We start from the raw sequence: 23,540 nt of genomic DNA, 5'->3' as shown, positions 1-23,540 counted from the left end.
TGCGGTCGCGAGGGTGTCCAGGTTGTTCGTCACACAACGATCTTGGACACCCTCGTTCACGTCTCTACGGGCACCCCTTGGAATAGATCATCTAGAACAGGGCCACGCCGGTGAGCAGGGCCACGGCGAACAGGGCGGTGCCGCCCAGCAGCGCCAGTACATGGGAACGGCGGAGGGCCAGGGCCCGCGATCCGCGCCTGCCGCGGGCGCCGGCGCGGGAGGACACCCGGTGCACGCTCGTCCTCCACTCCGTGTCGGCCACCGGCACGAACACGTCCACGGGGGCGGCGACGGGTTCCGGCCCGGGCACCGCCGCGCGCAGTTCCTGCGGCAGGGGTTCGGGAGCCCCGCGCCATGCCCCCCGGCGGAACCACTCCGCGACCTCCTCGGCCGTGGGCCGGTCCTCGGGCCGCTTGGCCAGGAGTCCGAGCAGGTAGTTCTCGAAGGCGGGGGGCAGGTCGGCGCCCAGCTCCCGGGGCGGCACGGGGACGGCGTCCAGGTGCTGGTGGAGGATCGCGAGCGCGGAGTCGGCCCGGAACGGCGGGTGACCGGTGAGGAGCTGGTAGAGCACACAGCCCAGCGCGTACACGTCGGAGGCCGGTCCGGCGGGACGGCCCAGGGCCCGCTCGGGGGCGATGTAGAGGCTGGTGCCGACGATCTGCCCGGTGGCCGTGAGGGCCGCGCCGGGATCGTCCAGGAAACGGGCGATGCCGAAGTCACCGATCTTCACGGTGTCCGCGCGGTCCAGGAGGAGGTTGGCGGGTTTGACGTCCCGGTGCACGATGCCCTGCCGGTGGGCGGCGGCGAGGCCGTCGGCGGCCTGGGCGGCGACGCGGGCCACGCGCTCGGCGGGCAGCGGACCGGAGCGGGAGAGCAGCTGGGCGAGGCTGTCGCCCTCGACCAGCTCCATCACCAGGAAGAGGCGGCCCTCGTGCTCGCCGAAGTCGAGGACGCCGACCACGTGGGGGTGGTTGAGCCGGCCGGCGGTCTGGGCCTCCAGGCGGAAGCGGGAGGTGGCGGTGCGGTCGGTGTCCTGGGGCAGCAGGAGCTTCACGGCCACCGGTCTGCCGAGCGTCTCGTCGTACGCCCGCCAGACCTCCCCCATCGCGCCCCGCCCGATCGCGTCGTGCAACTGGTACCGGCCTGCTATGAGCACCTGTGTTACATCCTCATGCCGTGGGACGACTCGACCGCCGCCGGCGTGACTCACCGCCTCGCGGCGGGCGAGGTGGGGGGTGCCGCAGCGGCCTCAGAATACCGATCATGAACCGCGCGACCGACCGCCGCCGGCGGGACGAGGAGAGGGGGCGCCCAGGGGGCCGGCCGGGGCCGGCCGAGGGACAATCTCCTTCAGGCCCGTGCCCAGGAGGGGTTGGGATGCCCGTGGTCCCATGGTGTCGGCGGGGGAGAGGGCCGGGAGGGGAAACGTCAGCATGATCGAGTGGATGCCCCGGGGCACCGGCGCCAGGCCCGTCCCGCAGCCCGTCGCCACCCCGCTGGTGTGGGCCGGGGCCTTCGGGGGCGCGCTGGTGCTGGTGGCGCTCCTCAACATCCTGGTGGGTACGGACCGGCCCGGATTCGCCCTGACCGCGCTGTCCCTGCTGGCCGCCGTGCTGGGCCTGTGCGCCCGATTCACGGCCGCCCCCGGCACGGCCGTGCTCTGCTGGCTGTTCCTCAACGGCTTCGCGATCCCGCCCGCGGGCACCCTCACCTGGGCCGGCCCACGTGACACCTTCTGGCTCGGCTGCCTGCTCACCGCCACCCTGGTCGGCACGGCACTGGCCCGCCTCGTCCACGCCCGCGCCGCCCACCGCCGCCTCGCCACGGGAGCGACCGACACGACGGATCCGGGCGACGGCCCGTACGTCCTCTGACGACGGGGCGGAGCGCCGGGACCGACCGGAACCACGGCCCCGAAGGGGCCGCCTTGGGGGACCCGGCCTCGTGGGCGCGTTCCCGGCGGTGGTGACCCGCGGCCGGCCGCGGTCACAGGGCCGTGCGGCGCAGGGTCAGGTGGATGTCGCCGGCCTTGTCGGTCTCCTCGGCGAGGACCTCGTAGCCGTTCTCCTCGGCGAAGGAGAGGGCGCTCTCATGGCCGTACGACCGGGTCAGCCGACGCAGCCAGGCCGCGTCGAAGCGCCTGCGGTCGTAGTCGCTGATGATGGCCTGGAAGCCGCCGTCGTCGGCGCGGGCGAAGCCGATGTCGTTGCTGGCGGAGCCGACGTGCCGGCGGCGGACGATGACCTCCGCCCGCTGGCTGCGGCGGTCACCCTGGTAGCCGTAGAGCGGCTGCGGCTGCGCGTGGCTCTCGACCTCCTCGAAACCGAGCCTCTTCAGGGCGCGTACCAGCGTCTCCTGGTCGTGCAGCGAGGTGCGGACGCGGGTGTAGTGGGACACGGGGACTCCTTCAGGCGAGGCGCACGATGGGTTGCCGGTCGAGGACCCAGACACGGCGTTCCAGGTCGAAGGCGGAGACGGTGAGGCGTTTGTGCGCGTCGATGCGGAAGTCGACGCGGAACCGGTCCGCGCCCGCGCGGGCGGGCGGATCCGCCTCCAGGAAGGTCGGGTTGTCCTCGTTGAGCCACAGCTGTGACTGCTCCTGCCGGTGCTGCGCGGTGACCGCGACGGTACTGGCACCGCCGTCCGCGTCGAAGACGATCTCCAGGTCGGCGCCCGCGTCCCGGTAGGTGGCGTGCGCCAGTTCGTAGACGGCCAGCCCCAGGTTGCGCTGCCCGTCCCGGATGGCCTTGATGGTGAGGGTGCGGATCGGATCCGGCGTCGGGTACTCGCTGCCCGCGCGGACCAGCGGCTCGAACTCGTAGACGCCGGTGTCGCGGTTGACGTGCCGGATGGCGTAGTCGTGCTGGATGTGGTCGTGCAGCTCGTAGCCCCCCGCGATGCCGGCGGCCCCGGCCGCCACCGCCTCCAGCGGACGGTCCAGACGCAGCACCTCCGGCGCGAACTGCCAGCGCAGCAGCTCCTGGACGGCCGGGATGAGACTGGAGCCGCCCACCAGGAACACCTGGGAGATCTCCGCGGCCGGGTAGCCCGCCGCCGACGCGCTGTCGAGGGTCTTGCGCAGCGCCCTGCCCACCCGGCCGAGTACGTCCCGCTCCCGCAGCAGGGCCTCGAAGTCACCGCGGGAGAGGTCGAGGCGGTAGGACTCCCCGGTCCCGGGGTCCGTGGCCTCCACGACGGCGGTCGTGGCCCGGGTGAGCGTGGTCTTGGCCGCCTCGGCGGAACGCAGCAGCCGCCGGAACACCCGGTTGTACGCCGCCGTGTCGCCGAGCGGCACTCCGGTGGCGTCGGCGGCGTGCCGGGCGACGAGGGCGTCGATGTGGTTGCCGCCCAGGTCGGCTCCCGCCTTGGCGATGGCCCGGACACCGGCCCCGCCGCCGGTCGCGGACGGCTCCTGCACCCGTACCACGGAGATGTCGAGCGTGCCGGCGCCGAAGTCGAAGACCATGAAGGCGTCCCCGGGGCGCAGCCGGGCGCTGTAGCCGACCGCGGCGGCGGTCGCCTCGTCGACCACGCGCAGCCGGCTGAGGCCCGCCGTCTCGCCGACCTCGCGCACCAGCCAGTCCCGGTAGGTGTCGAAGGCCTCGACCGGGGCGGTCGCCACGATCTCCAGGTCGTCCGTGCCGACGGCGAGGGTGGCGGCGGCCATCACGTCGCCGAGGAACTGGGTGGCCGCCTCGCGGTTGCTGATCCGGCGGCCGCCGACGGAGCGCGGGATGTCGATCGACTGCCCGGTGACACTGCTCTTCGTGGACTGGAAGACGGCCACCGCCGGGTCGTCCAGCAGGGCCGCGTCCCGGGCGACGGCGGCACCCGTCCAGCGCCGTCGGCCGTCCGCGGCGAAGGCGATCAGCGAGGGGATCACCCGCTGACTCACGCCGCCGCTGCCGTCGCGCAGCAGGTCCAGTCCCTCCAGCGGGATGGGCTCACCGCGGTCCAGGGTGTGGTCCCAGCCGGCGACCACGGTGTTGGCGGTGCCGAAGTCGATGCCGATGCGGGTCGTCATGGGATCTCGGGGCTCCTCGGGGCTGGGGCATGTGCCTGGCGCGGCCTCACGGGCGTCTCGGCAGGCGGCTTCTCGGCGGGCTGTCCGGCAGGCATCTCAGGGGCGTCTCACGGGCATCTCGGCAGGCACCTCACAGGCTGATGTCGTACTCACCGGCGGACAGGGGAGCGAGGTCGCCGATCTCGCCGATCTCGATGTCGAAACGGAAGCGGTACTCCAGCAGGTCGTGCAGGAGGTCCAGGTACTCCCGTGCGGCCGCGGGCAGGTCCCGGGCGGCCCGCGCGCCGGCCACGACACCCAGGTCCGCGGGGACGCAGGCCACCAGGGGCCTGGTCATCAGCGTGGGCAGTTCCCAGGTGCGCAGGTCGTAGAGGTCGGTGAAACCGGCGTCGTACCCGACGGCGAGGAAGTCGCCCGACGGGGAGAGGTGGGCGCTGGTGACCGAGGCCGTCGTCTTCGGCCGGGACAGCGACTTCTGCTCCAGCGACCCGGCGTCCAGGACGAGGATCCGCCCCCGCTCGTCGACGAGGACGACCTCGTCACGGCCCGGGAGCGCCTCGAGGCCGCGGACCAGGCCGGCGTTGACGGCGCCGGGGACCAGATTGCGGCCCTCGCGTCCCAGTTGGAGGACGGTGCCGCGTTTGCTCGCCACGACGAGCGAGTCGGGGCCGGTGAACACCGCCCGGCCGATGATCATCCCGCCGTCGCCGCGGGCCACGACCTCCGTGGCGGTGCCGTCGGTGACGGCCAGCTCCCGGGCCAGGACCGCCAGACGGCCGGACGGGAGGTGCGCGGTCACCGCCCGGGGCCAGTCGCGCTGGGGATCCAGGCCGAGCTCGTCCAGACGGACCGCCTCGACGGTGCCGTCCGGCGCCCCCAGCAGGAGCCGGCCCCCGCGCGTTCCGGCGGCGAAGGCGCCGTCCGTGGTCCTCAGGGTGAGCGCGGTGAAGGGACCGGGTTCCTGGTGCAGCACCCGGTGGGCGCCGCCGGCGCAGCGCACGAGCCGGCAGGTCGTCCGGCCGTTGTTGGTGCGTTCACCGGCGACGAAGGCACCGCCGCCGGTGTGCACCACGTACCCGACCGAGGAGTCGAAGCAGTCGTAGCGCTCCACCAGCCGTCCCTGCGCCAGGTCGACGACACCGGCGACCTGATGGGTGCCCGCGATCGCCAGCAACGGGGCGTCGGGGGCGAAGGAGACGTCGTTGACCCGGCCGTGGAACTGGATGCGGCTGCTGCGCGCGATCGCCGGCCACCAGTCCTTCAGCCCTCGCACCCACGCGCGCGCGGACCCGGAATCGGCCCGCCGCATCATCTCGAAGACCCGGCGGCCGTCCTCGTCGCGCGGCGCCCAGTCCCCGAACAGACCCATCAGCCCGAGGCCGGTGGACGGGGCCACGTCCTGCACCATGCTCCACAGCTGCGGCCATTCCCCGCGCGCCGCGAGCTGCCCGCCCAGGTAGGCGAGCTCGTCCTCCTCCATCTCCGGTATGCGCGACCGCCGGTCGCCGCCCACCAGGATCCGCACCAGGTCCAGGCCGCCGGTGGCGCGCATCGCCTGCTGCAGCCGGGCGCGGGTCTCCCGGGAGGCGGCGGCGTAGGCCAGTTCCAGCAGCCGGCCGTCGGGGTCCATGCCCCGGTACTGGTCCAGCTGGCCGGTCAGCAGGAAGAACACGACCCGGCGGACGGGGTCCCTGGGGGCGAGCCGCTTCCCGGCGCAGAACGGCACCAGCGCCGGTTCGGACATCGCCGCGTCGCACAGGTCCTCCACCAGCGCCGGCGAGAGCGCCGCCGTGATCCTCGTACGGGCGATGTCCCCCAGCGGATGTCCGGTGCGCGCGGCCGCCCGGAACAGGGCGGCACGGGCGGCGGGCGCGGTCAGCCGGGAGAGGTCCGGCTCCAGTACGACGAGACTCGCGCCGCGCTCCGGCTCGTGCGGCGCGGGAGCCTCCCAGGAGGACAGGGCGGTCAGCAGCCGTGGATCGGGGAAGCGCAGCCAGGCCGCCCACAGCACGGTCAGCGTCCCGGCGGGCGGGGGTGCCGGATTGCGCAGCAGGACGGAGGTCAGCGGGGGCAGGTCCGCGGGCCCTTCGGCGTCGCCCTCGAACGGGTGGGAGGCGATCCGCCACAGCGCCCGCGACAGCGGTCCGGTGGCCGTCGCGCAGGTCTCCTCGGCGGTCCGCCGGATCCGGGGGTCCGGGTCGGACAGCAACGGGTGCGCCGCGTCGGCCTGTTCCACGGGCCAGAGCTCGGTCAACCGCCCGTGCAGGGCGGCCGTCCGCAGCCGGGCGAGCCCCTCGGGGGCCAACGCGCCGGAGTCCAGCACCACTTGACGCAGTCCCGGATCGCCGGTGGCGTCCCAGAGTTCGGCGATCAGCTCACCGGCGTCCCCCCGCCGCGGATGCCCCGCGTCCCGCGCGGTCGCCGACAGCAGGGCCACGACCCGCGGATCGCCCTCCCGGACGGCCGTGGAGAGCCGTGACCAGGCGCCGCGCGCCCGGAAGCCCCACCACGACGTGGTGTTCCAGCGCGCGGACACGCGCAGCCAGCGCTCGGCGCGCCGTTCGCTCACCACCGGCCTGCTCCCCCCTGCGGACCCGTCACGCCGACGCCGTACGCCGGCGCCCCCGCCCGCATTCCCCGCTCGTTACGCCAGTTCCAGCCGCACCTGCGCCTCGGCCGCCCGCTCGGCCTCGGCGAAGGAGGCGGACTGGGCCCGCCCGTCGCGCAGCCACGCCCGCAGGTTCTCGATGGACTCCCGCTGCGAGCGGCTGAGCGGGACCAGCCGCCCGATCGCCTCGGCGACGTCACCGGTGGTGATGTCCCGTTCCTCGGCGAACGCCCGGTACATGGCGTCGACGATCGCCTGTTCCAGCTCGGCGCCCACACAGCCGTCGGACAGCCGCGCCAGCAGCGCCGTGTCGAACCGGCCGGGGTCGCGGCGCCGCTTGCGCAGGTGCACGTGGAGGATCTCGCGGCGCTCGGCCTCGGTCGGCAGGTCGAGGAAGAAGACCTCGTCGAAGCGGCCGCGGCGCAGCATCTCCGGCGGGAGCGCGGTCACGTCGTTGGCGGTGGCGACGACGAAGACCGGTTTGGTCTTCTCCTGCATCCAGGTGAGGAGGGTGCCCAGAACGCGCTGCGACGTCCCGGAGTCGCCGCCCCCGCCGACGGCGAACGACTTCTCCAGCTCGTCGATCCACAGCACGCACGGCGCCACGGTCTCGGCCAGCGCCAGCGCGTGGCGGATGCGTTCCTCGGACTCGCCGACCAGCGAACCGAAGACCGCGCCGACGTCCAGGCGCAGCAGCGGGAGCTGCCACATCCCGCCGATCATCTTGGCCGTCAGGCTCTTCCCGGTGCCCGGAATGCCGATGAGCGCCAGCCCCTTCGGAGCGGGCAGCCCGTACGCCGCCGCCTCGTCGCCGAAGGCGCGCTCGCGCAGGGTGAGCCAGCGCTTGAGCGCCTCCAGCCCGCCGATGTCGTCCGGGGTCTCCTCCGGCGCCGTGAACTCCAGGGCCTGCGAGGAACGGATGACCGCCTTCTTCTCGGCCAGGACGGCGCCGATGTCCCGGTCGTCGAGGACCTGGTCGCGCACGATCGCCTTGGCGAAGGCCCGCCGGGCCTGGGTGGAGGTGAGGCCCAGCGCCGCCTGGGCGAGCCGGGCCATGCCGTGGACGGTCAGTTCGGTGCGGATTCCGCCGGTCGAGGCGATCATGCGGTCCAGTTCGGCGCGCAGGGTGTCGGCGTCCGGCAGCGGCAGCTCCAGGACCACGGCGTCGTCGTTGAGTTCGCGGGGCACGTCCCGGACGGGCGTGGTGACCACCAGCGAGGACCCGGTGTACACCAGCTCGTGCGCCAGGTTGCGGACCTTGCGCCGCACGACCGGGCTCTTCGACCAGAACTCGTGGAAGTCCTTCAGCACGTACAGGTCGCGCTTCTTGGGCGCGGCCTTCACCATCTCGCCGATCTTCTCCAGCGCCTTCTCCGGGGTCGGCGCCTGGGGCATGCTCCGCCCGGCCGACGACCGGAACCCGTCGGCGATGTCCCAGCTGACCAGGTCGCCGGAGGCGTCCCGCGCCGCGCGCGCCGCGTCCAGCACGGCGAGCGCGCGCTGCTCCTCCACCGTGACCAGCACCAGCAGCGGCACACGGGCCCGCAGGTACAGGCCGATGTCGTTCTCGATGGTCACCGCGGACCGCCCTCCCAGCCGTGCATGCCTGTCAGCGTGATCGTGCCGTCCGCCCCGATCACCAGCTCCGCCTCGGGTACGCCGGCGAGGTCCGCGGCGCCGTACCGCCCCGTCAACGCCCAGTACTCCTTGTTGGACGAGCCACGCAGCCCCGCCCCCAGCCGCAGCCGCGCGTTGTACCGGCCGGCGACGACCAGGTCCGCGTCCGCGACCGCCGCCGCCCGGCGCACGTCCCCCTCGACCTCGGCGCGGCTGAACCCCGTCAGGACGATGATCCCGAGGTCCGTACGGCGCCGGATCGCGGCGCAGAACGCCCCGACCGCGTCCGGTTGCTCCAGGGGTTCTCCACCGGTCAGGGTGACTCCGTGGAGGCCGTCGGTGCGGAGCACCTCGTCGACCACGTCGGAGACCCGCCGCGGCCCGGCGCCGTGCGGGGGGTGCGTGTCCGGGTTGAAGCAGCCGGGACAGCGCAGGCTGCACCCCTGGCTCCACACCACGAACCGCAGGCCCGGACCGTTCGCCGCGCTGCGGGCGAGCGTCGAGTGGATCCGCCACCGGGGATCGGCGCCGACCGCGTCGCCCTCTACTGCCATAGCCGGTCGTGGTGCTCCTCGCCGGTCTCCACGTACGCCTCGGCGGTGAGCTCCTGGGACTCCACGTCACCGCCGAGCCGGGCGACCAGCTCCTGGGTGTCGGCCAGACACGCCATGCCCTCCACGCCCTGGACGTGCATCTCGACCCGCCCGTCGGCCCGGATCGTCACTTCGAGAATCTCGTCGGCCAACTCGCCCCCCACGTCCGGCTTCTGACCTGATTGACCGGCAATATATCTTTCCGCGCGAGGGGCGTCAGCAGGTCCGCACGACCCGGCCGGCGGCTCGTCGGCCCCGAAGGACCCCGTACGCCGGGCCGCTGAGGGCTGCCGCTTCAGACGGCGGTCGTCTGCCCGGCGGCGGTCGTCTGCCCGGCGCCGGCGTCGTAGGCGGCACGGGCCTCGGTCACGGCGGACCGGTGGCGCTCGGCCCAGTCCACCAGGCCGGTCAGCGTGGTGCACAGCTCACGGGCCATGGGCGTGAGGCGGTAGTCCACCTTGGGCGGCACGGTGGGGTACACGGTACGGACGAGCAGTCCGTCCCGCTCCAGCCTGCGCAGGGTAAGGGTGAGCATGCGGCGGCTGATGCCGCTGACGGCGCGTTCCAGTTCGGTGAAGCGGACGGGGCCGTGGGCGGCGGCGATCAGGATCCCGATGCTCCACTTGCCCGCCACCCGGTCGAGCACCTCGGTGACCGGACACGCTTCGTCCCGCACCGCCTCGGCCACACGGGTGTGCCTCTGTGACATGAATGTGCCTCCTTCCGCGGAGCGGCAACGTTACCGAGGATGACTGCTGTAACACGTCGTGCACCAAGGGGGAACAGATGTCCGTTCGCGCGCTCGTCGTCGATCCGTCCGCGCCCGCCGCCGTCCGCCTCGCGGAGGTACCCGACCCCGTGCCGGGGCCGGGGCAGGTCCTCGTGGACGTCACCCACGCCTCGCTGAACTACGGCGACCTCAACGACGCCCGCTCCGGCCGGATCCCGCCGGGTGCGGTGCTCGGTTCGGACGCCGCCGGAGTGGTGACCCGGGCCGCCGCCGACGGAACCGGCCCCGCGGTGGGCACCCGGGTGGTGGCCCTGACGCCGGGCGCCTTCGCCGAGCGCGTCGCGATCGACGTGGAGGCGCTCGCCGAGGCGCCGGCGTCCCTCGACCTGGCGCGGGCGGTCGCGCTGCCGGTGGCCGGAGTGGCCGCGCTGCGCTCGCTGCGGGCCGCCGGCCTCGGACCGGGGAAGAGGGTGCTGGTCACCGGCGCCTCCGGCGGGGTCGGCCGCTTCGCCGTCCAGCTCGCGGCGCGGGCCGGGGCCCACGTGATCGCGTCCGTCGGCTCGGCGGCCCGCGGGGAGGGGCTGGCCGCACTCGGCGCCGACGAGGTGCTGGTCGGGCTGGACGGGCTCGACCGCCCGGTCGACGTGGTCGTCGACAGTGTCGGAGGGCCCCAACTCGTGGCCGCCTGGGGCCTGCTCGCGCCCGGAGGCAGCGTGCAGAGCGTCGGCTGGACCTCCGGGGAGCCTGCCGTCTTCCCGCCGTACGCGACGGTCGGCCCGGCCAAGTCGCTGAACTCCTTCGTCATCGAGGGCCCCGCGGGCGCGGACCTGGCCACGCTCGCCGAACTGGCCGCGGAGGGCGCCCTCACCGTCGAGATCGGCTGGCAGGGCTCCTGGGAGCGCTTCGCGGAGGCCGCCGGGGCCCTGCGCGGACGGCGCGTCGCCGGAAAGGCGGTGCTGGAGGTGTCGAAGGCCCGGTCAGTTCCGGCAGCCGCATCCTGAGGCGGCCCTGGCCTCGGCCACCGTGGTCGAAGGGCCGGTGGCCCGCTCGTCCGGGGTGCAGCAGGCGGTGACGCCGCAGCACGCGGCCGCCGCCGCGGCCGTACCGCCCGTCTCGCCGGAGCCGGAGGGCTTGACCGCGCGGACGACGGCGGAGTGCATGCGGTCGGCCACCGCGTGGGTCGGCGTGATCTCGACGTCGGTGAACCCGGCGGCGCGCAGCCCGTCCCGGTACTCGGCGAAGGACAGCGCGCCGGCGACGCACCCGACGTGGTCACCGCGCTCGGCCCGCTGCCCGGGAGTGAGGCCGTCGTCGGCGACGACGTCGGAGACGCCGATACGGCCGCCGGGCCTCAGCACGCGGAAGGCCTCCGCGAAGACGGCGGGCTTGTCGACGGACAGGTTGATCACGCAGTTGGAGATGACCACGTCGACGGTGTTCGCGGGCAGCGGGATCGCCTCGATGGTGCCCTTGAGGAACTCGACGTTCGTCACGCCCGCCTTCTCGGCGTTGGCCAGGGCGAGGGCGAGCATCTCCTCCGTCATGTCCAGGCCGTACGCCTTGCCCGTCGGCCCGACGCGGCGGGCGGAGAGCAGGACGTCGATGCCGCCGCCGGAGCCGAGGTCGAGGACGCGCTCGCCCTCGCGCAGCGCCGCGACGGCGGTGGGGTTGCCACAGCCGAGGGACGCGGCGACGGCCTCGGCGGGCAGGGTGTCGCGCTCGTCGGCCGCGTACAGGGCGGAACCGAAGGTCCCGCCGACCTCGACCGGCTCGGGCCCGCAACAGGCGGTGCCGCCCTCGGTGACCTTCACGGCTGCGGCGGCGTAACGCGCGCGGACGGTTTCGCGGAGGTCGGCGGACTGCTCGCTCATGACTTCACTCCTGGGTGACCGGGCGGAGGTGCCCCGGAACGGGCTGTTTCGACGTTCATTGATTCCACCCTGCGCCCTGTATCGAGAGACGTCAACATAGAGACATGTCGAAACAGGGGATTAAGATGCTCGGCGAGGACGCGGACCTCTGCCGCCGACTGTCCGCGGCGCCGCTCGACGAGGAACGGGCGGCGGAGCCGGCCGGGGTCTTCAAGGCCCTGGGCGACCCGGCCCGGTTGCGGCTGCCGCCGGTGATCGCCTGATGCACCGCCCGCCGCGGCGGCGACGGGCCGACCGCGCGGGACGCGGCCGCGTACGTTCCCGCCCGGACCGCCGGAGCCGGCGCGGGCGCGGGTGCGGCCCTGGCCGACGCCGGGTGACCGCCGCGAGGGCACCGGGCGTCCCGCCGCTCCGGTGGCTTCCGACCGGTGCGGCGGCTCGCCGGACGCCGTCCGCCGGCACCGGTTGCCGCGCGGAACCGTCACCGGTCGGGTGCCGCACCGTGGCCCGCCCAGGAGGCACGATGTTCCGGGGAGGCCGCGGCCGGCTCGCCGCGCGTGCTGATCCCCGCGCCGCGCGGGAGAGAGGACGTGTCCCATGCCTGAGCTGCCGGACGTCGAAGGATTCCGGAAGGTGCTCGAGTCCTGTGCGAAGGGCCGGGTCATCCGACGCGTCGACGTGCGGGACACCGGCGTACTGCACGGGGTGACCACCCGGAGGCTGCGGGACGCGCTGGAAGGCCGGCGTTTCACCCGGCCGGAGCGGCACGGGAAGTGGCTGCTCGCGCGCACCGGCGGTCCCACCCTCCTGCTGCACTTCGGCATGACCGGAAGACTGGTGTGCGGCCGTCCCGACGACCCGGTCGAGGCCCACGACCGCGTCCTGTTCACCGTGGCCCGTGACCGTCAGCTCCGCTACCGCGACCAGCGCAAGCTCCAGGGTCTCTGGCTCGCCGACGACGAGTCGGAGGTCGCACGGCTCCTGGGCCGCCAGGGGCCCGACGCGCTGGCGGTGAACCGGGAGGAGTTCGAGGCCGCGCTCTCCGCCCGCCGCGGCAGCGTCAAAACGGCCCTCATCGACCAGTCCGTCCTGGCCGGACTCGGCAATCTCCTGGCCGACGAGATCTTGTGGCGCGCGGGAGTGCGCCCCACCAGCCGGGCGAGCGATCTCACCGAGGCCGACCGCCGCCGCCTCTACACGCACATGCGCCGCACCCTGCGCTCCGCGGTCACCGCCGCCTGCGTCCCGCCGCGGGACTCCTGGCTCACCGGTCACCGCGACGACCCGGCCCCCGTCTGCCCGCGCTGCGGCAACCCCCTCCGCCGTTCCCGTACGGCAGGACGCGCCACGGTGTGGTGTCCGCGGTGCCAGTAGAACGGAACCTCCGGTCCCCTTGCGGGCGGGGGCGCCGGTCCGACCGTGCCCTGGTCGGCGTGGCGCGGGCACGGCGAAGGCTTCGTCGAGCGGGGTGAGGCGGCCGAGCCGCCGCGGCGCCCGTCCGCCACCGGGTGAGGACCACGCGGACCCGCCCACCACTCCGTCGCTCCGGTCTCCGCCGAGCCCCGTCCTGCCTTCCTGGCTCCGGGGCCCGTGGAGCCCGTCCCGCCTTCTGGCTCGGGGGGCCTGTGGAGCCCTTCTCGCCTCGTGGCTCCGGGCCCAGCGGAACCGCGTCCCGCCTCGTGGCTCCGGGCCCCGCGGAACCGCGTCCCGCCTCCTCCGGGCCCCGCGCAACCCCCGCCCCGCCGTCTCACCCCCGGCCCCGCCGAGCCCCGTCCTGCCTCCTGGCTCCGGGGTCCGTGGAGCCCGTCCCGCCTTCTGGCTCGGGGGCCTGTGGAGGCCCTTCCCGCCTCCTGGCTCCGGGCCCAGCGGAACCGCGTCCCGCCTCCTCCGGGCCTCGCGCAACCCCCGCCCCGCCGTTTCACCCCCGGCCCCGCCGAACCCGTCCCGCCTCCTGGCCCCCAGCCCGCCGCACCCCCTCCCGCCCCTCCCGCCCTGCACCCCGGAGCTCGCGCGCCTCCGCCGCAGTTCCGTCACCCTTGCCGCGCCCAGGAGCACGCCTCTGCGCAGCTCCCCGGAGCCGCCGAGTCCTGGCGCGACTCCCGGCGCAGGCCCCGGCGCCGGTGCCAGGGGTGGCGTTCCCTTCGGCCGGGCGGGCCGGGCCGGAAGGAGGACCGTGCCCGACGCCCGCCGTCGCCTCTGGGAGGCGGAACCTCAGTTCCGCCCGCCGTCGCCTCCCGGAGGCGGAATCTCAGTTCCGCCCGCCGTCGCCTCCGGGAGCGGAACCTCGGACATCCGTTCGCCATCAAGCAGGGCGTACAGGCGTAGGCGTACGGACGACATGGGGTGGGCGCGCGGTGAACAGGCGGATCAGGAGGGCGGCACTGGCCTGTCTCCTTCTCGCGACGGCGACGGGCTGTGCGACGGCGTCCACGGCGGAACCCCCCGCGGGGTCCCCTTCCGCCACGACGCCGCACTCCTCCGCATCGCCCGCACGGCCTCCCCGCGGTGACGCCGGCGCGCAGGCGGGCACCGCGGCCGCCTACCGCAAGTGGGGCCTCGAGCCGCTGGCGGCACCGCCCGCCCCGCCCGCGACCAAGCCGGCGGGGCGGGCGGCCGACGGGGGCGGGGTGCCGGTGATCAGCGACATACCCACCAAGGAGAAGATCGTCTTCCTCACGTTCGACGACGGCGCCGAGAAGGACCCGGAGTTCGTGACGATGATGCGGGAGCTGAAGATCCCCTTCACGATGTTCCTGACGGACTCCGCCATCCGCACCGACTACGGCTACTTCGAGCAGCTCCAGCGACTCGGCGACGGCGTCCACAACCACACGCTGACGCATCCCAACCTCCGCACCCTGGGCGCCGCCGCCCAGAAGCAGGAGATCTGCGGGCAGCAGGAGAAGCTGAGGAATCGATACGGCACCACGCCGCGGCTGTTCCGTCCGCCCTACGGCAACTGGGACGAGAACACCCGTGCCGCCGCGGCCTCCTGCGGGATAGAGGCGATCGTGCTGTGGCGCGAGTCGATGCAGATAACGAACATGCAGTACCAGCGCGCCGACCGGAAACTCCACCCCGGTGACATCATCCTGGCCCACTTCCGCGGACCGTCCGAGCTCAAGGGCGCGACCATGACCGAGATGACGGCGAACCTGCTGCGCCACATCCGGAAGCAGGGCTTCACGGTCGCCCGCCTGGAGGACTACCTGTAGCCCCGGCGAACCGGGCCGGCCGGCCAGGACATCTCTCTCCGGCAGGGCCGCGCACGAGACCGACCCGTTGCGCGGACGTGCCCAACAGGTCTCCTGTGCAAGGGGACAGGGGTGTCATCATGGAACTGTTCACGGAGCCGCGGACCGAGCCGTCACGGGGGTCATCTGATGGGCAGTGAGAACGGGGCGGTCGCCGGAGGGCTGGCCGAGACGATCGAGGCGTTGCGGGCCGAGCTGACGACGGCGATGGCGCAGGGCAGCGGACAGCCCCTGCAGTTCGAACTGGGGCCGGTGGACGTCGAGTTGGCGCTCGCCATCACCCGAGAGGGCTCGGGCAGCGGGGGATTGCGCTTCGGGGTGGTCTCGTTCGGCGCGGCGGGGAGGGCGGCGGCGGAGACGACGCACCGGCTCTCGCTCACCCTCAACCCGGTGGCGGCGCGCGGCGACGGGCCCGTGCGCGTGACGGCGGACGTCGACGGCGAGCCGCGTTGAGGGGGACCGGGTTGTGCCGCTGAGCGCGCAGCGCGTCGCGGAGGTCTTCAACCCCTCGGCCCGCGTCGTGGGTTCGGGCTGGTTCATCACGCCGCAGCTCGTGCTCACGGTCTGGCACGCCGTCGAGGGAACCACGCCGAGCGGTGAACCCGCGCCCGGCGTACCGCCGCCACGGCGCCCCCTGTCGCCGGCGGCACTGGAGGAGCTGACCCGTGACCGCGCGCGCTGCCGGGTACGGGCGCTGGCGGACGCCCGCAGGGGACAACCGTTCCAGGACGCCGTGACCGTGTGGTGGCGGCCGGAGTGCGACACGGCGCTGCTGCTGGTCACCGACGTCGACCAGCCCGCGTTGCCGGCCGGCTGGTCGCCGACGCACTGGGCCGATCTCACCTCCGCCGACCCCGTCGACGTCACCGCCGTCGGCTTTCCCGACCACGACGTGACGAGCGGGACGCGCGAGTCGCGGCAGTTCAGCGGAGTCGTGCATCCGCTGTCCGGGGTACGGGCCGGGCAGTGGGTCATCACCACCGGTGCGCTGGCACGGCCGACCCCCGGCAGCGGGTGGGCGGGCATGTCGGGCGCGGCGCTGTTCGCCGGGGACCGCCTCGTGGGAGTCGTCACCGCGGACGCCGGCGGAGGATCCGGACCGGTCGCCGAGCTGCGGGCCGTACCCGCGTCGACGTTCGCGGACGATCCGGGCCTGGCCGCGTGGATCGCGTGGGCCGGTGGAGCGGGGGCATGGGCACCCGGACGCGTCGGAGAGCCGGAGCCGAGTCGCCCCGCACCTGCGGACCCCCCGCGACGCCGCCGTACGGCCGGACTCTGGACCTCCCCGGCCGCCCTGCTGCTGGGCACGGCGGCCGCGACGGGCGCCGCCCTCCCCGCGGGACCCGCCTCCGCGGTGGTCGTGGCCTCCGCAGGATGTGTCGCCGCCTCGCTGCGCGCCCGGCACCTGCGGCGCCACCGCCCGCTGCTCCCGCCTCCGCTGCTCGCCGCCGCGCCCGCCGCCGACGTCGTCCGCGACCGCGGCGGTCTCCCCTACCACGCCGCCGAGCCCGGCGAGCTGGCCCGCGTCTACACCCAGCAGTACCTCGACACGACCACGGACCGGGACGCCGACGCTCCGGCCGGGCCACTCCGCGTCACCGGACAGCCGGTCTCCGTCGAGCGCCTCCTCACCGACCCCACGGCTCGCCACATCGTCGTCACCGGCCAGCCGGGCGTGGGCAAGTCCAGTCTGCTGGAGTACGTGGAGGTCACCGCCTGGCGGTGGTGGCGCGCCGCGACCCGTGCCCAGGGGCCGAGCGGGGCGCCCTTCGGGCCGCTGCTGCCCGTGCGGATCGCCGCCCGGGAACTGGTCGGCAAGGACTCCGTCGCCTCGGCCGTGCGGCCGGAGGCGCGGGTCCTGCTGGAGGCCGGCCCGCCCGTGCCGGGCGCCCGGGTCCTGGTGCTGGTCGACGCGCTGGACGAGGTGACCCGGCCCGAGGACTGGCGGCAGGTGATGGAGCTGCTGCTCACCACGGCCCGGGACAGCACCGGAGGGCCCGGCATGGAGCGCCGTCTGCTGCTGTCCACGCGCGGTCTGCACGACAGCACCTGGCGCAGCCTCGCGAGCGCCGGCGTCACGGAGTTCCGCCTCCAGCCGTTCTCCGACGCACAGCTCCACCGGTTCGTCATGGCCCATCAGACGGGCGGCGCCGACCGGCTGGCCGACCCGCTGGTCCACGAGCGGGCCGAGGCGCGGGCCGCGGAGTTCCTGGCGTACGTGCGCGGAAGCAACATGGTCGACCTCGTGCGGCTGCCCCTCCTCGCCCAGCTCGCGGTCGGCCAGTACTTCGAGCCGGGCGGGCAGCCGCACCTGCGGGGCCGCCGCGTCGACCTGTACGCGCGTGCCGTGGCCGAGTTCCTCGGCCGCTTCCCGCAGCGGCAGGCCCCCTACGAGCCCGGCCTGCGGGACCGCGTCGAGGAACTCCTCGGCCGGCTGCGCGAGCGCTACGCCCGGGAAGCGCCGCGCCACTCGGCCGTCACCACCGCCCTGCGCGGTTTCCTCGGTGATCTGGCCGACGTCTACCTGCGGCACGGCACGTCGATCACCCGCGCCGCCGCGGACCTGCTCACCGGCCCGCGGGACGACGACCTGTACACCCGCCGGACGGTCGCCGCGCTCCTCGACGCCACCGGACTCGTCGTCGACGTCCACGGGGCGTACCCGCGTTTCCTGCACCGCACGTTCGCCGAGTACCTGGCCGCGGAACACCTCCGGGACCGCTACGGCACCGACCCGGCCGCCTGGGGCGACGCCCTGGCCGATCCCGACACGCGGGTCGCCGCGCTGTTCGCGTTCGACCGCCACCCGGCCGAACGGCAACGCGAGCTCGCCCGCGGGCTGGCCGCCGACCCCCGCCGGGTGGAGCAGGCGGCGTGGCTGGTCGCCGAGGGCATGTGCGACGACGAGACCCGCGACCGGATCCTCGAGAAGCTGTGGCAGCACCCGGACGAGCAGGAGACGGGCACGGCCCCGGTCGTCCACGACTGGCAGCAGACCCACACGGCGCTCGCCCACCTGCCCGGCCAGCGGCGCCGCCTGCACGACATGGCGACCGACCCGGACTCCGTCCCGGTCGACCGGGTCAACGCCGCGGCGGCGCTGGCCGGCCACGACCCGCGCGGCACCGGGCTGCTGCGCGGTTTCTGCCACGACGCCTCGTTCCCTGTGCAGTTGCGGATCGGCGCGGCGGCCTACCTGGCACGGGCCGACCGGCAGACCGGCACCGCACTGCTCACCCGGTTCGCGGACGACTCCACCTCCCGCTACTGCGCCCAGGCCGCCGCCCGCCTCGCGGAACACGACCCGCCCGCGGGCACCGCGCGGCTGCGCGCCCTGGTCGCCAACCCCCACTGCCCCCATCTGGCCCGCGTCGAGGCCGCCGTCGCGCTGCGCGCCCACGACCGGGCCGCCGGAACCGACTGGCTGCGCCGATTCGCCGCCGACGGGCGCTTCTTCGCGGACTGCCGGGTGTACGCGGCCGACGCCCTCGCCGCGTTCGCCGGCACGGGCGACCAGGAACGCACTGAGGCGACCGAGCTCCTCGAGCGCATCGCCCGCGACGAACGCGTCGACGCCGGCTACCGCGTCGAGGCGGCCCACCGGCTCGCCCGCTACGACACCGCCACCGGCGCCCCCATGCTGCGCGACTTCGCCGACGGCGCCGTGCGCGGCCGCTACAGCTGCGACGCCGCGGTGCTGCTCGCGCAGCACGACCGCGCGGACGGGGTACGGGCCCTGGGCGCCATCGCCCGCGGCACCGGCCAGGATCCCCAGCACAGGCTGCGCGCGGCGGCCGAACTCGCCCACTACGAACCGGCGGAGGGCGAAGCCCTGCTGACCGAGCTGGCCCGGGAACCCGCCTGGGACGACGGGCCGCGCCTCCAGGCCGCCGTGCTGCTGGCCCGGCGTGACCGGCAGGCCGGCCTGTCCCTGCTCCGCGCTCATGCCGCCGAGTCGTCCGGCGAGGCCCGCGTGACCGCCGCGCGCGCACTGGCGGGCGTCGACCGGGAGGAGGGGTTGCGCCTGCTGCGGGAGCTGGCGGACTCGCCGGACGCCGGACGCTCCGTACAGGTCCACGCCGCGAGCGCCATGGGCGACTTCGATCCGGACCTCAAGGAGGCCACGTTGCGCAGGCTCGGCGCGGACATCAGACCGGGCGGATGGTTCTCGGTGTGACGCGGCGGGGAAGTGCGTCGGTACGGCGTCCAGTGACGGATGTACACCAACGGGGAGGCGACGCACGGTGATCCCACGCATCGACGGCGGTCCGGATCCGGTCGGTATGGCCCGCAAGTTCGCGCGCAAGGGCGACTGGCGCAGTCTGTGGTGGCTCATCCTGTCCTTGCCACTGCCGCAGGCGGTGGGCGCGGCGGCTCATCTGAAGCCCCGCAAGTGGACCCCGCCGTCGGACGCCGACGCCCGGCTCGCCGCCGTGCTCTCCGGCGTACACACGAAGGAGGCGCTCCGGCTCGGCGCGGACCTGTTCCACCGCACGACCGTGAAGATGCCCGGCTCGCTGCGCCTCGTGCACCCGGCCGGCTTCTGCGTCCGCCATCCGGTGGTGGCGCTCGACACCAGGGGCCGGGACACGCACACCTCCCGCGTCGTCACGGTCGACCGGACGGGCGTGCGCTCCGTGCTGTACGAAGGACCCGCCCAGCACTGGTCGATGTGCGCCCTCGACAGCGAGACCGTCATCGCCCGCCGGGAGTTCGACAGCGGCGGCTACCGCGGCGACACGGAGATCGTGGAGTACACCCCCGGCAGGGAGGCCGTGCTCGCCTCGGGGAGCGGGCTGCTGGACGCCGTCGTGGAGCCGACCGCGACGGGGTGGGTGGTCGGCACCAAACTGCTCGGAGTCGCCCTGGCCCTCGCCGACGGCGAACAGGAGCAGCTAGATCTGCGGGAGTTCGGCCTGCGCCGCGCGGACCTGTTCGCCGTCGACGCCACCGGCACCCGCATCGCCTTCGCGGACGGCTCCCGGCTGCTGGTCACGGACAGCAGGCTGCAGCCGCTGCACGAGCTGGTGGTGGAGTCCGTGCGGCACGGGGAGTTCAACGCGATCACCTTCACCGAGGACTCCATCGTCACCGCAGGCTGGGACAAGGGCCTGTACCGCTGGCAGATCATCGGCGGCCGCATCCGGGGCCTGTACGCGGGCTACGACTCCACGCCGCGCACCATCTTCCGGCTCAACCCGGTGGCCCCCTGGAACCTCCTGGTGGCGGAGGGCGGCAACGTCAACTACCACTACGACATCTCCACCCTCGAACGCTGCGCCTCGCCGGACTTCCTGGTGCCGACGGGCCCCGACGACAGGGACGACGACCTCCGCGGCTCGCGCGCCATCGGCGGCTTCGTGTCGGCGCCCTACGGCAGGCTCGCGGTGTACGAGGGCGGACTCGCCCACCGCACCAGGACCTCGGCGGACTTCTACTCCACGATCGTCCAGGACCTCGAGCATCCCCTGAACATCCTGGTGAAGCCGGTTCTCGCCCTGAACGCCACCGACGCGGACCGGGTCCGCCCGCACCTCGACCCGGCGCCCGGCGCGGGGGACATCTACCCGCTCACGGCGACCGAACGCGCCGTCCTGGAAGCGGCGATCGAGGCGTGCGACTGGGCGCCCCAGGTGACCGGTGGCTGACCCGTCGGTGCCACCGGTATGAGGTCTTCTCCGTCGGACCGGTATCCGGGGGCCGGACCGGTATCCGGGAAGCTGGGAGCGGTATCCGGGAGGCTGGGACCGGCGCCCGGGGAAGCCCGACCGGCATACGGGGCGCGCTGCACCGGGATCCTGGGCGACCGCTACTTCTCCGGGTCGTGGCCCCAGTTCATCAGCGAGTAGCGCCACTTGCTGTGTGTGGTGTCTCCCGACGGCCGTTGGGCGAGGTGGCGTTTGATGTAGCCGACGACCTTGCTCATGTGCGCGTAGTCGTCGTCGGACAGATCGCCCCGCTTGCTGCGCAGGATGGCCACGATGCGCCGCCCCGAGGCGTGCCCGGTCGACTCGCCTCCGGACTCGTGCTGTCCCGCGCTCTTCGACTCCTCACGGGCCAGCCAGTCCTCCAACTCGCCGGGGCTGAGGTTGACCAGCTCGTGGAAGTCGTCCCACACGGCGCCCTGGTCGCGCGGCGACACGCTAGCCGTCCTTCTTCTTGCGGAGGGCCTGCGGTTTGTGGACGGCCTCGCGTCCGGACTTGTCGCTGCGGACCAGGTACTGCGGGTCCTCGGGAGAGGCGGCGACCGTACGTCCGGCCTCCTCGGTCCTCTCGGTGATCTTCTTCTCGACCTTGCCCGTGGTCTCGCTCCCGTGACTCTTCCAGGACACCCGGTCGCCCTTGCGCGGCTGTTTCTTTCCGGACATAGGCCACCTCCTGCCACTTTCCTCGCGAGTCACCAGGGGAGCCGTGCGGAAACGCGCAGCGGCCCGGTTCCGCGGCATCCCCCCGGCACGACGGCCCGGAGGGAAACGGTCAGGTGGCGGCTCCGTCGTCGCGGAATGCGGCGGCCGTCGCGCGCGTCGAGAGCTAAGATCCCGGCCATGGCCCTGACCGTGAGTGACGTGGACCGGTTCGAGGCCTCCAGGCCCCGCCTGGAGGCGATCGCCTACCGTCTCCTCGGCTCCGCGAGCGAGGCCGAGGACGCCGTGCAGGAGACGTACCTGCGCTGGCAGGCCGCCGACGCCGACCAGATCGAGGTCCCCGAGGCCTGGCTGACCAGGGTCCTCACCAACCTGTGCCTCAACCAGCTCACCTCGGCCCGCGCGCGGCGGGAGACCTACGTGGGCCAGTGGCTGCCCGAGCCGCTGCTCGCCGGGGACCCGATGCTCGGCCCGGCCGACACCGCCGAACAGCGCGAGTCGGTCTCGTACGCGGTCCTCGCCCTCCTGGAGCGTCTCTCCCCCAACGAGCGGGCCGTGTACGTGCTGCGCGAGGCCTTCGACTACCGGCACCGGGAGATCGCCGAGATCCTCGACATCACCGAGGCCGCCAGCCAGCAGATCTTCCACCGCGCCAAGAAGCACGTCGCGGACGGCAAGGCCCGCACCGAGATCGACGAGGCCGCCGCCCGGCGGGTCGTCGAGGAGTTCCTCGCGGCAGCAACCAGTGGCCGGACCGAGCCGCTCGTGCGGCTCCTCACCCAGGACGCCGTCTCGATCGGCGACGGCGGCGGGAAGGTCCCGGCCCGTGCCAAGGCGTTCGAGGGCGCCCTCGCGGTCGCCAAGTTCATGCGGGGCCTGTTCAAGCCCGGCAAGGCCAAGCGCGACCTGGTCGGCGGTTCCGCCGAGATCTACGCCACGACCGCCAACGGCGACCCCGCCGTCGTGGCGGTCGTCGACGGACAGGTCGTCGGTGTCATGTGCCTGGCGGTCACCGACGAGGGCATCGCCGCGTTCCGCAACCAGGTCAACCCCGACAAGCTCGAACGCGCGACCCGGCGATGGGCGGCCGCCGACCACGGCGAGCCCCTGCTCGTCGCCTTCTGACCCGCTGCCTCTCGACGACTTACGTCTCTGCCGGCTGATGTGAGGTGCTTCACATCGCGTCCCTGTCAGGAAACGGCGGCCCGCCCGGTTCAAGGGGCGAATCCCGCTCAAGACAGGAGCCCGGAAATGCAGCACCGCATCGTCGTCCTCGGAGCCGGATACACCGGAGCCGTCGCCGCCGGCCGCCTCGCCAGGCGTCTGCACCGTGCAGACGTCGCCATCACCCTCGTCAACGCCGAGCCCGACTTCGTCGAGCGCGTCCGGATGCACCAGCTGGCCGTCGGCCAGTCCCTCAGGCCCCGGCCCTACAGCGAGATGTTCGCGGGCACCGGCGTCGAACTGAAGCTCGCGAAGGTCACCGGCGTCGACGTCGACCGCAGGACCGTGGCCGTCCTCGACGCGAACGGCGCAGAGGAGCTGGAGTACGACACCCTCGTGTACGCCCTCGGCAGCGGCTGGAACGACCACGGCGTCCCCGGCGTCGCCGAACACGCACACGAGATCGCCGGCCGGCGCGGAGCGCTGCGGCTGCGGGACCGCCTGGCCGGCCTGGACGCCGGTCAGCCCGTGGTGGTGGTGGGCGGCGGCCTGACCGGTCTGGAGGCCGTGACCGAGATCGCCGAGGCCCGTCCGGACCTCGATGTCGCCCTCGTCGCCCGCGGCGCCCTCGGCGACTGGCTCTCCGACAAGGGCCGGGGACACCTGCGGAAGGTCTTCGGCAAGCTCGGCATCACCGTGCACGAGCACGCCGACGTCACCGCGGTCGCGGCCGACCGCGTCACCGCCGCCGACGGCCGGACCATCCGCTCCGCGGCCACCGTGTGGACCGCCGGATTCGCCGTCCACCCGATCGCGGAGGCCACCACCCTGGAGGTCACCGGCACCGGTCAGATCGTGGTCGACGGGACCATGCGCTCCGTCTCGCACCCGGACGTGTACGCCATCGGGGACGCGGCCATGGCGATGGGCCCCGGCGACAAGCCCCTGCGGATGTCGTGCGCCTCGGGCGGCTTCACCGCGTGGCAGGCCGCCGAGGCCGTCGCGGCCCGCCTGACCGGCGGGAAGCTCCCGCACGTGCCGATCCGCTACTTCAACCAGTGCATCTCGCTGGGCCGCAAGGAGGGCCTGATCCAGTACGTCACCGCCGACGACCGTGCCGTCCGTTCGGCTCTGACGGGACGGCTCGCCGCCGTCTACAAGGAGCTGGTCTGCAAGGGCGCGGCCTGGAGCGTCGCCAACCCGACGTTCGGTATGCCGATCCGGCGCCGCCGGGTCGTGCGGGAGGCGGCCCCGGCGGATTCGGCGGTCAACGCGGCGGCCTGACCCGCCACGCCGTCGGAACGGGCGCTCTCG

21 protein-coding genes are annotated in these 23,540 nt (G+C 74.1%); 10 read left to right on the top strand and 11 right to left on the bottom strand.

What is annotated here, in order from left to right; all coding sequences use genetic code 11:
- Positions 1-91: 91 nt before the first annotated feature.
- The gene (locus tag ACIHAR_RS37810; protein WP_365463544.1) at positions 92-1,156 is read right to left on the bottom strand and encodes a serine/threonine-protein kinase; all 1,065 of its coding nucleotides are present in this window, start codon (positions 1,154-1,156) and stop codon (positions 92-94) included.
- Between the two features lie 277 nt (positions 1,157-1,433).
- On the opposite strand from ACIHAR_RS37810, the gene ACIHAR_RS37805 reads away from it, so the two are divergent.
- Positions 1,434-1,874: a hypothetical protein gene (locus ACIHAR_RS37805; protein WP_365463547.1), complete on the top strand. Its 441-nt coding sequence runs from the start codon at positions 1,434-1,436 to the stop codon at positions 1,872-1,874.
- Between the two features lie 112 nt (positions 1,875-1,986).
- On the opposite strand, the gene ACIHAR_RS37800 is transcribed toward ACIHAR_RS37805, so the two are convergent.
- The 7 genes from ACIHAR_RS37800 to ACIHAR_RS37770 form a co-directional block, all read right to left on the bottom strand.
- Entirely contained in the window at positions 1,987-2,397 is a 411-nt protein-coding gene (locus ACIHAR_RS37800) for a DUF1257 domain-containing protein (RefSeq protein ID WP_365463550.1), read from the bottom strand.
- Positions 2,398-2,407: 10 nt separating this feature from the next.
- Positions 2,408-4,024: an Hsp70 family protein gene (locus ACIHAR_RS37795; RefSeq protein WP_400023778.1), complete on the bottom strand. Its 1,617-nt coding sequence runs from the start codon at positions 4,022-4,024 to the stop codon at positions 2,408-2,410.
- A gap of 130 nt (positions 4,025-4,154) precedes the next feature.
- Positions 4,155-6,593 carry a hypothetical protein gene (locus ACIHAR_RS37790; protein ID WP_400023776.1) on the bottom strand — a complete coding sequence of 813 codons (2,439 nt, stop codon included), beginning with the start codon at positions 6,591-6,593 and terminating at the stop codon, positions 4,155-4,157.
- Between the two features lie 75 nt (positions 6,594-6,668).
- A complete protein-coding gene (locus ACIHAR_RS37785) occupies positions 6,669-8,210 on the bottom strand; it encodes an AAA family ATPase (RefSeq protein WP_400023775.1) in 1,542 nt (513 codons plus the stop codon).
- Positions 8,207-8,803 carry a 4Fe-4S cluster-binding domain-containing protein gene (locus ACIHAR_RS37780; RefSeq protein ID WP_365463562.1) on the bottom strand — a complete coding sequence of 199 codons (597 nt, stop codon included), beginning with the start codon at positions 8,801-8,803 and terminating at the stop codon, positions 8,207-8,209. The genes ACIHAR_RS37785 and ACIHAR_RS37780 overlap by 4 nt, the downstream gene beginning before the upstream one ends.
- Positions 8,794-9,006 (bottom strand): DUF2997 domain-containing protein, encoded by a 213-nt coding sequence (locus ACIHAR_RS37775; protein WP_365463564.1) that lies wholly within the window; start codon positions 9,004-9,006, stop codon positions 8,794-8,796. Before ACIHAR_RS37775 ends, ACIHAR_RS37780 begins: the two co-directional genes overlap by 10 nt.
- Positions 9,007-9,137: 131 nt before the next feature.
- On the bottom strand, positions 9,138-9,551 hold the full coding sequence (locus ACIHAR_RS37770; RefSeq protein WP_400023774.1) for a winged helix-turn-helix transcriptional regulator: 414 nt from the start codon (positions 9,549-9,551) through the stop codon (positions 9,138-9,140).
- Between the two features lie 77 nt (positions 9,552-9,628).
- Between ACIHAR_RS37770 and ACIHAR_RS37765 the strand changes: the two genes are divergently transcribed.
- A complete protein-coding gene (locus tag ACIHAR_RS37765; RefSeq protein WP_400023773.1) occupies positions 9,629-10,573 on the top strand; it encodes a zinc-binding dehydrogenase in 945 nt (314 codons plus the stop codon).
- Here the strand turns inward: ACIHAR_RS37765 and arsM are convergent.
- Positions 10,550-11,443, bottom strand: a complete 894-nt coding sequence (gene arsM / locus ACIHAR_RS37760) for an arsenite methyltransferase (RefSeq protein WP_400023771.1) — start codon at positions 11,441-11,443, stop codon at positions 10,550-10,552. The two genes, ACIHAR_RS37765 and arsM, sit on opposite strands and share 24 nt — an antisense overlap.
- Positions 11,444-11,547: 104 nt before the next feature.
- Between arsM and ACIHAR_RS37755 the strand changes: the two genes are divergently transcribed.
- From ACIHAR_RS37755 to ACIHAR_RS37730, 6 genes are all read left to right on the top strand, one after another.
- On the top strand, positions 11,548-11,706 hold the full coding sequence (locus ACIHAR_RS37755; protein WP_400023769.1) for a hypothetical protein: 159 nt from the start codon (positions 11,548-11,550) through the stop codon (positions 11,704-11,706).
- A 334-nt stretch (positions 11,707-12,040) separates the two neighbouring features.
- A complete protein-coding gene (locus ACIHAR_RS37750) occupies positions 12,041-12,817 on the top strand; it encodes an Fpg/Nei family DNA glycosylase (protein ID WP_400023768.1) in 777 nt (258 codons plus the stop codon).
- Between the two features lie 980 nt (positions 12,818-13,797).
- Complete coding sequence (locus ACIHAR_RS37745; RefSeq protein WP_365463581.1) at positions 13,798-14,658, top strand: polysaccharide deacetylase family protein; 861 nt, start codon at positions 13,798-13,800, stop codon at positions 14,656-14,658.
- A 168-nt stretch (positions 14,659-14,826) separates the two neighbouring features.
- Positions 14,827-15,150 carry a trypco2 family protein gene (locus tag ACIHAR_RS37740; protein WP_365463584.1) on the top strand — a complete coding sequence of 108 codons (324 nt, stop codon included), beginning with the start codon at positions 14,827-14,829 and terminating at the stop codon, positions 15,148-15,150.
- A gap of 13 nt (positions 15,151-15,163) precedes the next feature.
- Positions 15,164-18,874 carry an NACHT domain-containing protein gene (locus tag ACIHAR_RS37735; RefSeq protein ID WP_400023765.1) on the top strand — a complete coding sequence of 1,237 codons (3,711 nt, stop codon included), beginning with the start codon at positions 15,164-15,166 and terminating at the stop codon, positions 18,872-18,874.
- 67 nt (positions 18,875-18,941) lie between these two features.
- Positions 18,942-20,345 (top strand): hypothetical protein, encoded by a 1,404-nt coding sequence (locus ACIHAR_RS37730; protein WP_365463590.1) that lies wholly within the window; start codon positions 18,942-18,944, stop codon positions 20,343-20,345.
- A 161-nt stretch (positions 20,346-20,506) separates the two neighbouring features.
- Here ACIHAR_RS37730 and ACIHAR_RS37725 read toward each other — a convergent pair whose 3' ends face one another.
- A complete protein-coding gene (locus ACIHAR_RS37725) occupies positions 20,507-20,839 on the bottom strand; it encodes a DUF3140 domain-containing protein (RefSeq protein WP_388751630.1) in 333 nt (110 codons plus the stop codon).
- A 1-nt stretch (position 20,840) separates the two neighbouring features.
- The gene (locus ACIHAR_RS37720; protein ID WP_365463596.1) at positions 20,841-21,065 is read right to left on the bottom strand and encodes a DUF2945 domain-containing protein; all 225 of its coding nucleotides are present in this window, start codon (positions 21,063-21,065) and stop codon (positions 20,841-20,843) included.
- A 177-nt stretch (positions 21,066-21,242) separates the two neighbouring features.
- Here ACIHAR_RS37720 and ACIHAR_RS37715 point away from each other — a divergent pair, with 177 nt between their 5' ends.
- The gene (locus ACIHAR_RS37715; protein WP_400023762.1) at positions 21,243-22,187 is read left to right on the top strand and encodes an RNA polymerase sigma-70 factor; all 945 of its coding nucleotides are present in this window, start codon (positions 21,243-21,245) and stop codon (positions 22,185-22,187) included.
- Between the two features lie 126 nt (positions 22,188-22,313).
- On the top strand, positions 22,314-23,510 hold the full coding sequence (locus tag ACIHAR_RS37710) for an NAD(P)/FAD-dependent oxidoreductase (RefSeq protein WP_400023761.1): 1,197 nt from the start codon (positions 22,314-22,316) through the stop codon (positions 23,508-23,510).
- The last annotated feature ends 30 nt before the right edge of the window (positions 23,511-23,540 follow it).

The organism is Streptomyces sp. NPDC052016 (assembly GCF_044548445.1).
GTDB lineage: Bacteria > Actinomycetota > Actinomycetes > Streptomycetales > Streptomycetaceae > Streptomyces.
The sequence above is the reverse complement of the archived record's forward strand: the minus strand, read 5'-3'. Positions and strand labels throughout refer to the sequence as shown.